Origin of the sequence: Kitasatospora sp. NPDC058170, assembly GCF_042883905.1 — a bacterium.
Taxonomy (GTDB): domain Bacteria; phylum Actinomycetota; class Actinomycetes; order Streptomycetales; family Streptomycetaceae; genus Kitasatospora.
Map to the genome: position 1 here is coordinate 191,409 of NZ_JBHVUV010000011.1, position 13,149 is coordinate 204,557.

The window sequence follows — 13,149 nt, forward strand, 5'->3', positions numbered from 1 at the left end:
CCGGGCGTCCGTCGCGACCACGTACTCTTGTTGGCATCATGACTGACTTCCCCGGTGCCCCGACCGCTCCGTCCACTGGCCGCCTGCGCGTGCTCGCGGCGATGTCCGGCGGGGTGGACTCCGCCGTCGCCGCCGCCCGCGCGGCCGAAGCGGGGCACGAGGTGACCGGCGTGCACCTGGCGCTGTCCGCCAACCCGCAGTCCTTCCGCACCGGCGCCCGCGGCTGCTGCACCATCGAGGACTCCCGGGACGCCCGCCGCGCCGCCGACGTGATCGGCATCCCGTTCTACGTCTGGGACCTCGCCGAGCGCTTCCGCGAGGACGTGATCGACGACTTCGTCGCCGAGTACGCGGCCGGCCGCACCCCCAACCCCTGCCTGCGCTGCAACGAGAAGATCAAGTTCGCCGCGCTGCTGGACAAGGCGATCGCACTCGGCTTCGACGCCGTCTGCACCGGCCACTACGCCCGGATCGTCGACCTGCCCTCCGGGGAGCGCCAGCTGCACCGGGCCGCGGACGCCGCCAAGGACCAGTCCTACGTCCTCGGCGTGCTCGACGCCGACCAGCTCGCCCACTCGCTGTTCCCGCTGGGCGACACCACCAAGGACGTCATCCGCGAGGAGGCCGAGCGGCGCGGCCTGGCCGTCGCCAAGAAGCCGGACAGCCACGACATCTGCTTCATCGCGGACGGCGACACCCAGGGCTTCCTGGCCAAGCACCTCGGCACCGCCACCGGCGACATCCTCGACGCGGACGGCACCAAGCTCGGCGAGCACGACGGCGCGTACGGCTTCACCATCGGCCAGCGCAAGGGCCTGCGGATCGGCCGCCCGGCCGCCGACGGCAAGCCGCGGTACGTGCTGGACATCTCGCCGGTGAACAACACCGTCACGGTCGGCCCGGTCGAGGGCCTGGACGTCACCGCGCTGACCGCCATCCGCCCGCGCTGGTGCGGCGGGTCCCCGGCGGCCGACGGCCGCTACACCGCCCAGCTGCGCGCCCACGGCGAGGAGGTCCCGGTCACCGCCTCGGTCGTCGACGGCGAGCTGCGGGTCGACCTCGACTCCGCGGTACGCGGCATCGCCCCCGGCCAGGCCGTCGTCCTCTACGACGGCACCCGCGTCGTCGGCTCCGCCACCATCGCCACCACCGAGCGCCCGGCCGTCCCGGCGTAAATCCGGTCCTCGTCCGCCGCGGGTCCGTGATAGACCGGGGAGCACTATGAATATCTCTGTCTTCTGCTCCGCGTACTCGCTCGACGACCGCTACACCGCCCCCGCCGCCGAGTTCGCCCGGCTGCTCGGGGAGGGTGGGCACACGCTGGTGTGGGGCGGCTCGCACGCCGGGCTGATGGGGCTGCTCGCGGACGGGGTGAAGGCGGCGGGCGGACGGCTGGTCGGGGTGTCCGTCGAGCTGCTGAGGCACAAGGCCTACCAGGGCGCCGACGAGCTGATCACCACCCGGGACCTCGCCGAGCGCAAGGCGCAGCTGCTGATGCGGGCCGACGCCGTCGTCGTGCTGGTCGGCGGCCTCGGCACGCTGGACGAGGTCACCGAGGTGCTGGAGCTCAAGAAGCACGCGCTGCACGACAAGCCGGTGATCGTCCTCGACACCGAGGGCTTCTACGCGGGCCTGCGCACGCAGCTGGAGCGGATGGACGCGGAGGGCTTCCTGCCGCGCCCGCTCGGCGAGCTGATCGGCTTCGCGCAGACTCCCGCCGAGGTGTTCGAGCAGCTCAAGACCGCGGCCTGAGAGGATCAGGACCATGGCTGCACATCTGATCACCGGCGCGGGCTCCGGCATCGGCGCCGTCCTCGCCGAGCGACTCGCCGAACGCGGGGACGAACTCTGGCTGTTGGCCCGCGACGCCCGCCGGGCCGCCCAGCTGCGCGAGCGGTTCCCCGACGCCCGCACCCTGGTCGGCGACCTCGGGGACCCGGCCAAGCTCTCCTGGGCCTTCGGCCACCAGGCGCTGCCCGTCGAGCTGGACTCCCTGCTGCACATCGCGGGCGTGGTCGAGCTGGGCCCGGTCGGCGAACTGCCGGTCAAGGCCTGGCAGGAGACCCTCAACGTCAACCTGGTCGCCCCCGCCGAGCTCACCCGCCTCCTGCTGCCCTCGCTGCGGCTGGTCAAGGGCCAGGTGGTGTTCGTCAACTCCGGCGCGGGCCTCAACGCCCACGGCGACTGGTCGGCGTACGCGGCGAGCAAGCACGGCCTGAAGGCCCTCGCCGACGCGCTGCGCCAGGAGGAGCACGGCAACGGCGTGCGGGTCACCTCGGTCTACCCGGGCCGGGTCGCCACCGCGATGCAGGTGAAGGTCCACCAGCAGGAGGGCAAGGAGTACGACGGCGACCGCTGGATCGACCCGGAGTCCGTGGTGAAGGCCCTGCTCACCGCCCTCGACCTGCCGCGCGACGCCGAGATCACCGACATCACCGTCCGCCCGGGGCGGTAGCCCCCCGGCCCGCCCGGAGTGGGAAGTCGGAGTGGCCGACTTCCCGTTCCGGGCGGGTGCGGACGGCTGCCGGAACCCGGGTGTAGCCGTCAACCTGGGTGTGGCATGATCCCGTTGCCCTGTGGCCGGAGGCCGCTCGGCGAGGGAACGATCCGGTGTCATGCCGCACATCACCAGGGGGACCACATTTCTCGAACCCGCATAGCGCTGGCCGTGGGTGCCACGCTGCTCGGCACGGTCGGCCTGCCGGCCGTCGGTGCGAGCGGCGCCGTCGCCGAGGCCACCACGCTCCACGTCGACAACGCCGCCGGTGCCCACTGCACCGACGGCGGCACCGGTACCGCGGCCGCCCCGTTCTGCCATGTGGCCGCCGCGGCCGCCGTCGTCCAGCCCGGGCAGACCGTGCAGATCGCCCAGGGCGCCTACGACGAGGGCGACCTGACGATCACCCGCTCCGGTACGGCCGCCGCGCCGATCACCTTCCGCGGTCCCTCGCCCTACGAGCCCGGGTACGGCGGGAGCGCCGAGATCGGCTCCTCGGCCCGTCCGGGCGGCGGCATCACCGTCAGGGGCGCCGAGAACGTCAGGTTCGAGTACCTGGCGGTGGCCACCGTCCCGCAGAAGCCGGCCGTGCTGGTGGACGGCGCACACGACGTCTCGTTCACCGGGATCAGCACATCCAGCGCCGCCGGTGTGCACATCACCAACGGCTCCGGCCAGGTCCGCTTCGCCCGCGGCAGCCTCTTCGGCGCCCAGGGCCCGTCCGTCACCGTGGACGGCGGCTCCACCGGGACGGTCCTGACGACGAACTACGTCATCTCCAGTGCCGGTGCGGACCGCGCGGCCATCCTGGTCGACGGCGCCCCGAACACCGTGGTGGTGAGCAACAGCACGCTGGGGTCCTGCTCGCCCGGCATCGTGCTGACCGGCGCCTCGGGCGGCGCCACGGTGGAGAACAACGCGGTCAACTCCGGCCACGACTTCAACGACGCGGCCTGCTCCGGCGAGTGGGCCGACTGGGCCACGGGCATCACCGTGGCCCAGAGCGCCACCGCGGGCACCAAGGTGGACTACAACGTCGTCGACTCCCGCAGCGGCGGCGCGGCCTACGAGTGGGCCGGCGTCCGGTACACCGGGCAGCCGGCGTTCACGGCGGCGACCGGCCAGGGCGCGCACGACTTCGTGGCGCCCACCACGTTCTGGAAGGGCCCGGACCGGCCGGTCAGCCACCTCATCGACTCGGCCGACGAGAACGCCCCCGGGATGCTGGCGACGGACCGCTCCGGTCAGGCGCCCCGGGAGGACCCGACCGTGCCCAACACCGGTACCGGCAGCGGTACCCGGGACCGCGGCGCCGCGGAGTACACGACCGTGGGCAGCGCGTTCACCCCGGCCGGTCCGGTGCGGCTGCTGGACACGCGGGAGGCCGTCGGCGTCCCGTCGGCGCAGGCCGTCCCGGCGTGGGGGACGGTGGACCTGCAGGTCGCCGGTGTGGCCGGGATCCCCGTGAGCGGGGTGACGGCGGTGACGATGAACGTGACCGTCACGGATCCGCAGCAGGAGGGCCACCTCACGGTGTACCCGCACGGCGCCTCCGCACCGACCTCGTCGAACCTCAACTGGTCGGCCGGGCAGACGATCCCGAACCTGGTGACGGTGCCGGTGAAGGACGGCAAGGTGTCGTTCTTCAACGCCTCCGGCGGCACGGTGCACCTGATCGCCGACCTGGCCGGCTACCACAGCCCGAAGGGCGACCTCTTCCACGCCCAGGGCCCGGCCCGGCTGCTGGACACGCGGTCCGCGGTCGGGGTGCCGGGCTCGCAGGCGGTCCCCGCCTGGGGGACGGTCGATCTGCAGGTCGCGGGTGCGGCCGGGGTGCCGACCACCGGGGTGACGGCGGTGACGATGAACGTGACGGCGGTCGACCCGCAGCAGGGCGGGCATCTCACGGTGTACCCGCACGGCGGCGCCGCGCCGGACGCGTCGAACCTCAACTGGCCCGCGGGCCGCACGATCCCGAACCTGGTGACGGTGCCGGTGAAGGACGGCAAGGTGTCCTTCTACAACGCCTCCGGCGGCACGGTGCACCTGATCGCCGACCTGGCCGGCTACTACGCCGCCGAGGGCCGCACCGCCTACGCCCCGTCGTCCACGCCGGCCCGGGTGATGGACACCCGGGTCTCGACCGGCCGGCCCAACTACCGCCCGGCGGGCACCGTCCCGGCCTGGGGCACGCTGGACGTCATCGTCAGCCAGTACTCCGGGACGGCCGCGGTGACGCTGAACGTCACGGTCACCGAGCCCGGCGCCGAGGGCCACCTCACCGTCTACCCGCACGGCGGCGCCGCGCCGGACGCGTCCAACCTCAACTTCCTGTCCGGCGAGACCATCGCCAACCAGGTCGTCGTCCCGGTGAAGGACGGCACGGTGTCCTTCTACAACGCGAGCAACGCCCCCGTGCACCTGGTGATCGACCAGTTCGGGTCCGAGCAGTACTGACCGGACCCCGTCGCACGGCCGCGGCCCCGGCACCGAGCCCCGCGCTCGGTGCCGGGGCCGTTCCGTGCGCTGCCCGAGGGGCCTTCCGGGACGGCCGCGGCGGGTCGCCGAGAGCCCGCCTACGGGTCGTCGGCCGGTCTGTTGACGGGGCGTCGGCGGGGCGCCGAAACCGCGTTGGCGGGGACGTGTCCGCTGTGGAAGGATCCGCTCCGCCCGCTGTTCGACCAGCTCGAACGGGCCGGGCCACAGGGTGCCAACCGTGCTTCGAACTCCCAGGGGGGAATCCCATTTCCAGACTTCGCACAGCGCTGGCCGTCGGCGCGACACTGCTCGGCACGATCGGCCTGCCGGCCCTCGGAGCGGGCAGCGCGGCCGCCGCGGCCACCACGCTCTACGTCGACAACTCCGCGGGCGCCAACTGCACCGACAGCGGCACGGGTGCCCGGACGGCGCCGTTCTGCCACGTCGGCGCCGCAGCCGCGGTCGTGCTCCCCGGACAGACGGTGGAGATCGCGGCGGGCGGCTACGTCGAGACCGCGGTGACGGTGACCCGCTCGGGTACGGCCGAGGCGCCGATCACCTTCCGCGGCCCGGCCAGGAACCACGGCAACGCCAACATCACCGGCGGTGCGCCGAACTTCCCGACCAGCGCGATCGTGGTCCAGGGCGCCGAGCACATCAGGTTCGAGAACCTGACCGTCGGGTCGTACTTCAAGCCGGTCGTGGTGGTCGACGGCGGGCACGACGTGTCCTTCACGGGCGTCCAGGGCTCCGGCGGCAGCGGTGTGCACATCACCAACGGCTCCGACCGGGTCGTCTTCGCCACCGGCAACCTGCACCACCTGGGCGGTCCGGCCTTCCGGGTCGACGGCGGCTCCACCGGGACGGTGCTGACCACGAACCTGGTCACTCCCGGCAGCAGCGCCGACGGCACCGGGATCGTGGTCGACGGCGCCCCGAACACCGTGGTCGTGAGCAACTCCGTGCAGACGGAGTGCTTCCCCGGCATCGTGCTGAGCGGCGCCTCCGGCGGCGCGGTCGTCGAGAACAACACGGTGAACACGGCGCAGTCCGCCACCCAGGCCTGCGGCGGCAACGCCGCGCGCGCCACCGCCCTCACCGTGGCCCAGAGCGCCACCGGCGCCACCAAGGCGGACTACAACCTCGCCGACCCGACCAGCGGCGGCAGCGCCTACTCCTGGGCCGGTGCCCCGTACGCGGGCCAGCCGGCGTTCACGGCGGCGACCGGCCAGGGCGCGCACGACTTCGTCGAGCCGACGACCCTGACCCGCAAGGGCCCCGACGCGCCCGTCTACCACATGGTCGACTCGGCGGACGAGACCGCGCCGGGGATGCTGGCGGCCGACAACTGGGGCACCCCGGCCACCGACGACCCGACCGTGCCCAACACCGGTACCGGCAGCGGCACCCGGGACCGGGGCGCGTACGAGTCCCTGAACTTCGGAAGCCTCTTCACCCCGGCCGGTCCGACCCGGCTGCTGGACACGCGCTCCGCGGTCGGGGTGCCGTCGGCGCAGGCCGTTCCGGCCTGGGGGACGGTCGATCTGCAGGTCGCGGGTGCGGCCGGGATCCCCGCGAGCGGGGTGACGGCGGTGACGATGAACGTGACCGTCACGGATCCGCAGCAGGAGGGCCACCTCACGGTCTACCCGCACGGTGACGTCACGCCGGAGGCGTCGAACCTCAACTGGACCGCCGGCCGGACCATCCCGAACCTGGTGACGGTGCCGGTGAACGACGGCAAGGTGTCCTTCTTCAACGCCTCCGGTGGCACGGTGCACCTGATCGCCGACCTGGCCGGCTACTACGGCCCGAAGGGCGACCTCTTCCACCCGCAGGGCCCGGCCAGGCTGCTGGACACCCGGGCGCCGATCGGGGTCCCGTCGGCGCAGGCCGTCCCGGCCTGGGGGACGGTGGACCTGCAGGTCGCGGGCGCGGCCGGGATCCCGGCCACCGGGGTGACGGCGGTGACGATGAACGTGACGGCGGTCGACCCGCAGCAGGAGGGCCACCTCACGGTGTACCCGCACGGCGGCGCGGCGCCGGACGCGTCGAACCTCAACTGGCCAGCGGGCCGCACGATCCCGAACCTGGTGACGGTACCGGTGAAGGACGGCAAGGTGTCGTTCTACAACGCCTCCGGCGGCACGGTGCACCTGATCGCCGACCTGGCCGGCTACTACGCCGCCGAGGGGCGGCTGACCTACTACGCCGTCGGGCCTTCGCGGATCATGGACACCCGCGAGGTCACCCACAGCGAGGGCGGCGAGCGCCCGGCGGGCGCCGTCGCGGCCTGGGGCACCCTGGACGTGTACGTCGGCGACGTGCCGAACCTGGCCGCCGTCGTCCTGAACGTCACCGTCACCGAGCCGGGGGACGAGGGCCACCTCACCGTGTACCCGCACGGCGACGCGGCGCCGAACGCCTCGAACCTCAACTTCCTGTCCGGCGAGACCATCGCCAACCAGGTCGTGGTCCCGGTGAAGGACGGGCGGATCTCCCTCTACAACGCGAGCAACGCACCGGTGCACCTCGTGGTCGACGTCTCCGGCCTCCAGGTCTACTGACCGCCCGCCCGCACCCCCCCCGCGGCTCCGCCCGCACCCCCCGCGGCCCCGGCCCGAGCCCCGCGCTCGGACCGGGGCCGCGGCCGTCCGCCGGCGCACCCGCGATCTCGTACGCTTCCGGGGTGACCAACGGACAGTCCTTCCCCGACCTGCGCGGCGCCGCCACCGGCGTCGGCTCGCTGCCCGGCACCGACGCGCGGGAGGCCGCCAAGACCTCCACCGGTGCCCTGGAGCAGCTGCCGTTCCTGCCCGAGCTGCCCGCCCGCGGGCCGGGCGCCGACATGATCGGACGCGGGGCCGGCCTGCTGGTCGAGCTGTTCGCGCAGACCGAGCCGAGCGGCTGGCGGTTCACCGACCGGCCCGGCCGGGACACCCGGCGCGCCCGCTCCTGGCTCGGCGAGGACCTGGACGCACTGGAGGAGTTCACCCAGGGGTACCGGGGCGCGCTCAAGGTGCAGGCCGTCGGGCCGTGGACGCTGGCCGCCTCGATCGAGCTCAAGCACGGGGAGAAGGCGCTCGCCGACCGCGGCGCCTGCCGCGACATCGCCGGCTCGCTCACCGAGGGCCTGCGCCGCCACCTCGACGACGTCCGCACGCGCATCCCCGGCGCGCAGGTGGTGCTCCAGCTCGACGAGCCCTCGCTGCCCGCCGTCCTGACCGGCGCGGTGAAGACCGCCAGCGGCTTCCAGCGGCTGCGCTCGGTGGACCGCCAGGTCGCCGAGGAGGTGCTGCGGGAGGTCGTCCTGGGCCTGGACGCGCCCGTGGTGGTGCACTGCTGCGCCCCCTCCGTGCCGATCCCGCTGCTGCGCCGGGCCGGGGTGGCCGGAGTCTCGCTGGACTTCTCGCTCCTGACGGACCGTAGCGACGAGGACCTCGGCGAGGCCGTCGAGGCGGGCACCGTGATCCTCGCCGGGGTCGTGCCGTCCGCCGACCAGGCGCCCGCTCAATCAACGGCAGTGTCCGACCCGGCCGGTAGTGTCCAGGGTGTCAGGACGTTGTGGCGCAGGCTCGGGTTCGCCCCGGAGCTGCTGGGCCGCCGTGTGCTGGTGACACCCACCTGCGGGCTCGCCGGGGCCTCCCCGGCGTACGCGCGCCAGGCGCTGTCACTGAGCGTGAGGGCGGCCCAGAGCCTGGTGGACAACCCGGAATGAGAACGTAGGAGGGCTTGCGGTGGTGGCTGTCGAGGGCTGGGAGGAGATCCCGGCGGAGGTGCGCAGGCGGCACGCCGAGCTGGCGGCCGAGATCGAGGACCACCGGTCGCGGTACTACGAGCAGGATGCGCCGGTCGTCAGCGACGCCGAGTTCGACGTGCTGATGCGCGAGTTGGAGGCGATCGAGGCGGAGCACCCGGCGCTGGTCACGCCGGACTCGCCGACCCAGCGGGTCGGCGGGGCGCCCACCGAGCTGTTCGCCCCGGTCGAGCACCGCGAGCGGCTGCTCAGCCTGGACAACGCGATGGACGACGAGGAGCTCGCCGCCTGGGCCGAGCGCGTCGCCACCGAGCTGCACGGCATCGACTACCACTACCTGTGCGAGCTCAAGGTGGACGGCCTGGCCGTCAACCTCACCTACGAGAACGGCCAGTTGGTGCAGGCGGCGACCCGCGGCGACGGCCGGGTCGGCGAGGACATCACCGCCAACGTCCGCACCATCAAGGAGATCCCGCACCAGCTCAAGGGCGAGAACATCCCCGAGCTGGTGGAGATCCGGGGCGAGGTCTACTTCCCCACCGAGGAGTTCGACGCGCTGAACGCCTCGTTCGCGCAGGAGAACGAGCGCCGCCGGCAGGAGAACGAGGAGCGGGCCGCGGAGGGCAAGCGGCCCCGGGCGATGATCCGGCTGTTCATGAACCCGCGCAACGCCGCGGCCGGTTCGCTGCGCCAGAAGGACCCGCACGTCACCGCCTCCCGTCCGCTGCACATGGTGGTGCACGGCATCGGCGCGCGCTCCGGCTTCGACATCGACTGCCAGTCCCACGCCTACCGGCTGCTGCACGAGTGGGGCCTGCCCACCGCCCGGCACAACCGGGTGGTCGGCACGCTGGCGGAGGTCCGCGCCTTCATCAAGCACTTCGGCGAGGAGCGGCACTCCGTCGAGCACGAGATCGACGGCGTCGTGGTCAAGGTGGACGAGATCGCCCTCCAGGGCCGGCTCGGCGCCACCTCGAAGTCCCCGCGCTGGGCGATCGCGTGGAAGTACCCGCCGGAGGAGGTGACCGGCCGGCTGGCCGCCATCAAGGTCGGCATCGGCCGCACCGGCCGGGCCACCCCGTACGCGGTGCTGGCGGAGCCGGTGAAGGTGGCCGGCTCGATGGTCCAGTACGCGACGCTGCACAACCAGCAGGTGGTGAAGGCCAAGGACGTCCTGCTCGGGGACACCGTGGTGCTGCGCAAGGCGGGGGACGTCATCCCCGAGATCCTCGGGCCGGTGTACGACCTGCGGGACGGCACCGAGGTGGAGTTCGTGATGCCCTCGCACTGCCACGAGTGCGGCGCCGAACTGCGCGCGATGGCCGAGGGCGACATCGACCTGCGGTGCCCGAACGCGCAGTTCTGCCCGGCGCAGATCCGCGAGCGGATCGCCTTCCTCGGCGGCCGGTCCTCGCTGGACATCGAGGGCCTGGGCTACGTCGCGGCCACCGCGCTGACCCAGCCGCTGGAGCCGGCCGAGGCGCCCGTCCGGGACGAGGGCGACATCTTCGGGCTCACCGAGGATCAGCTGCTGCCGATCAGGGTGCTGGTGCGCGACCCGAAGACGGGCATGCCCAAGCTGGACGACACCACCGGCGAGGAGAAGGAGGTCTTCTTCTTCGCCACCACCACGGGCGCGCCGAAGAAGACCACCGGGCTGCTGCTGGAGAACCTCGACAAGGCCAAGCGGCAGCCGCTCTGGCGCTTCCTCAACGGCCTGTCGATCCGCCACGTCGGGCCGGTGGCCGCCGACGCGCTGGCGCGCGAGTTCCGGGACCTGGACGCGATCTTCGCGGCCGACGAGGAGCGGCTGGCCGCCACCGAGGGCGTCGGATCCGGCACGGCCCGCTCGATCATCGAGTGGTACCAGGAGGACTGGCACCGGGAGATCCTGGAGAAGTGGCGCGCCGCCGGCGTCCGCTTCGTCGAGGAGCGCACCGAGGAGGAGGGCGAGCGCCCGCTGGAGGGCCTGACGGTCGTGGTGACCGGCACGCTGGCCGGGCACACCCGGGACGGCGCCAAGGAGGCGCTGACCTCGCGCGGTGCCAAGGTGACGGGGTCGGTCTCCAAAAAGACCGATTTTGTCGTCGCCGGTGACAACCCGGGTTCCAAGTACGACAAGGCCGTTCAGCTCGGGCTGCCCGTCCTCGACGACGCGGGCTTCACCGTGCTGCTGGAGCAGGGCCCGCAGGCGGCCCGCACCCACCTCGGGATCGCGGCTCCCGAGGCCGCCGAAGAGGCCTCTGAGCAGGCCTTGGAGCAGGCGCCCGAGGAGGCCCCGGCCGAAGGCTGACCCGCGCGCGGGAGGGCCGGTCCGGGCTTGTTATCGTCCTGATGCAACGTCATCGGGTGCCGCACGGTGAGAGCGGGCATTGTGTCACCGTGCGGCACCGGAACGCGGTGGCGCGTTCCCGGTTGTCCGAAAGTCTGCCCGCCGGGTGGGCCCGGGAATACCCTGGAGCGCAACAGAGTGTCAGCAGGGGTGGGGGCACCGGCTGAGCCGGTCTCCGCGGGGTCGCTCCATGCCCGGCAGCTGCCGGTACCAGTACGGTGCCTCACCGTAAGGCGGCCTGACGGGGCGGGCCCGACGGAGGACAGGGCTTATGGATCGTACGACCGGCGGTGCGCCCACACGCCCGCCGCAGGGGGTGGCAGGTGCGGTCCTGCTGCTCGGCGTGCTGCTGGCCGGCGCCGCGCCGCTCATCCCGCTGGCCGTCCTGGTCTACCGGTACGAACCCGAGCTGCTGCCGCTGTTCGCGGTGCCGCTGGCCGTGCTCTTCGCGGCCTGGCGGATCGCCCGGGACCGCGCCCGTGACCAGCTGACCGACCCGCTCACGGATCTGCCCAACCGCCAGGCCTTACTCCTGGCCGCCCAGGAGGCGATCGCGGAACAGGAGGACGGCTACAGCGTCGGTCTCATCCTCCTCGACCTCGACCGCTTCCGGTCGCTCAACGACACACTCGGACATACGGCCGGGGACCGGCTGCTGGTTCACATCGCCCGCCGACTGCACCGGGCACTGCGCTCCGGCGGCCACGCGGGCAGTGCGACCCGGGAGTCGATCGACGACGTCTTCGCCGGGCTGCCCCGGCACTACCGGCGTGGCCGACCGCTGGTCGCCCGGATGGGCGGGGACGAGTTCGCCGTCCTGCTGCCCGGCATCGGCTGCCCGGACACCCTGGAACGGGTCGCCAAGGCGCTGATCGCCGAGCTGGCCGCACCGATCCGGCTGGACGGCCTGCTGCTCGTGCTGGAGGCCAGCGCGGGCGTCTGCGTCTACCCGCAGCACGCCCAGGACGCCGAGGCGCTGCTGCGCCGGGCCGACGTCGCGATGGGCCACGCCCAGCGCGGCCGGACCTGCGTCGAGCAGTACGACGAGGCGCAGGACGCCGACACGCCGTACCGGATCGGGCTGCTCGGCGATCTGCGGCGGGCCCTGGAGACCGGCGAGGTGCAGCTGCACTACCAGCCGAAGGTGGCCTTCGACGGCCGGGTGGTCGGCCTGGAGGCGCTGCTGCGCTGGGAGCGGCCCGGCCAGGGCAAGGTCTCCCCGGACGAGTTCGTCGGGCTGGCGGAGTCCAGCGGCCTGATGCCCCGGCTGACCGACTACGTGCTGGAGGCGGCGGTCGGCCAGCTCGCCTACTGGCGCGAGCAGGGCCTCCAGGTGCAGGTCGCGGTGAACGTCTCGCCGCGCGACGTGCTCAACCCCGGCTTCGCCCAGCGGGTCGCCGGGCACCTGGTGCGCCACCAGGTGCCGGCCCACGCGCTCCAGCTGGAGATCACCGAGCGGCTGCTGCTGGACGACTCCCGGCGGGCCGCCGACACCCTCGCCGAGCTGCGCGGCTACGGCGTCGGGATGTCCCTGGACGACTTCGGCACCGGCCACTCCTCGCTGGTGCGGCTGCGCAGCCTGCCGGTCGGCGAGCTGAAGATCGACCGCTCCTTCGTCTCCCGGATGGTCGCCGACGACCACGACGCGGCCGTGGTCCGCTGCTCGGTGGAGCTCGCCCACTCGCTGGGCCTGACCGTCGTCGCCGAGGGCGTCGAGGACGACGAGACCTGGGAGCGGCTGCACGGCATGGGCGTGGACGCCGTCCAGGGCTGGCTGGTCTCCGCGGCGCTGCCGGCCGAGCAGGCCACCGCCTGGCTGCGGGTGCACCGCACCGGAGCCCCGCCGGTGGAACGGCTGGCGTCGCCCCCGCAGCTGCCGTCGGTCATCAAGCCGGCGATCCCCCCGGCCATGCCGCCCGTCCTGCCGCCGGCGATCCAGGCCGTCCAGGCCGCGCACATGGAGATCCAGGCCCCCGCCGCGCCGAGTTGGGCGCCGACCAGGCCGCAGTAGCACCCGCCGGCAACACGGTGACCGGGCCCCGACCGGGCCGCGGCGGCCCCCGCAGGCGCCGCGGTGACCGGGCC

General features: G+C 73.4%; 7 protein-coding genes and 1 pseudogene. All 8 read left to right on the top strand.

All coding sequences use genetic code 11. From position 1 onward, the window contains the following. The first annotated feature begins 38 nt into the window (after nt 1-38). Complete coding sequence (gene mnmA / locus ACFVVX_RS14900; protein WP_387945338.1) at nt 39-1,175, top strand: tRNA 2-thiouridine(34) synthase MnmA; 1,137 nt, start codon at nt 39-41, stop codon at nt 1,173-1,175. Nucleotides 1,176-1,221: 46 nt separating this feature from the next. After that, nucleotides 1,222-1,752, top strand: a complete 531-nt coding sequence (locus ACFVVX_RS14905; RefSeq protein WP_387945340.1) for a TIGR00730 family Rossman fold protein — start codon at nt 1,222-1,224, stop codon at nt 1,750-1,752. A gap of 13 nt (nt 1,753-1,765) precedes the next feature. Beyond that, nucleotides 1,766-2,455, top strand: a complete 690-nt coding sequence (locus tag ACFVVX_RS14910) for an SDR family oxidoreductase (RefSeq protein WP_387945342.1) — start codon at nt 1,766-1,768, stop codon at nt 2,453-2,455. Between the two features lie 213 nt (nt 2,456-2,668). Continuing rightward, a complete protein-coding gene (locus ACFVVX_RS14915) occupies nt 2,669-4,954 on the top strand; it encodes a right-handed parallel beta-helix repeat-containing protein (protein ID WP_387945344.1) in 2,286 nt (761 codons plus the stop codon). A 485-nt stretch (nt 4,955-5,439) separates the two neighbouring features. Beyond that, nucleotides 5,440-7,542, top strand: a complete 2,103-nt coding sequence (locus ACFVVX_RS14920) for a right-handed parallel beta-helix repeat-containing protein (RefSeq protein WP_387945346.1) — start codon at nt 5,440-5,442, stop codon at nt 7,540-7,542. Nucleotides 7,543-7,664: 122 nt separating this feature from the next. Continuing rightward, on the top strand, nt 7,665-8,693 hold the full coding sequence (locus ACFVVX_RS14925; RefSeq protein WP_387945348.1) for a methionine synthase: 1,029 nt from the start codon (nt 7,665-7,667) through the stop codon (nt 8,691-8,693). Nucleotides 8,694-8,715: 22 nt separating this feature from the next. Beyond that, nucleotides 8,716-11,025 carry an NAD-dependent DNA ligase LigA gene (gene ligA / locus ACFVVX_RS14930; RefSeq protein ID WP_387945406.1) on the top strand — a complete coding sequence of 770 codons (2,310 nt, stop codon included), beginning with the start codon at nt 8,716-8,718 and terminating at the stop codon, nt 11,023-11,025. A 373-nt stretch (nt 11,026-11,398) separates the two neighbouring features. Continuing rightward, nucleotides 11,399-13,075 (top strand): annotated as a pseudogene (locus ACFVVX_RS14935) (putative bifunctional diguanylate cyclase/phosphodiesterase); the annotation flags it as partial. Between the last annotated feature and the right edge of the window lie 74 nt (nt 13,076-13,149).

Excerpts from the sequence above, each read along its gene's own strand:
- ACFVVX_RS14910 (WP_387945342.1), top strand. The coding sequence starts at position 1,766 with ATGGCTGCACATCTGATCACCGGCGCGGGCTCCGGCATCGGCGCCGTC.
- ACFVVX_RS14905 (WP_387945340.1), top strand. The coding sequence starts at position 1,222 with ATGAATATCTCTGTCTTCTGCTCCGCGTACTCGCTCGACGACCGCTAC.
- mnmA (WP_387945338.1), top strand. The coding sequence starts at position 39 with ATGACTGACTTCCCCGGTGCCCCGACCGCTCCGTCCACTGGCCGCCTG.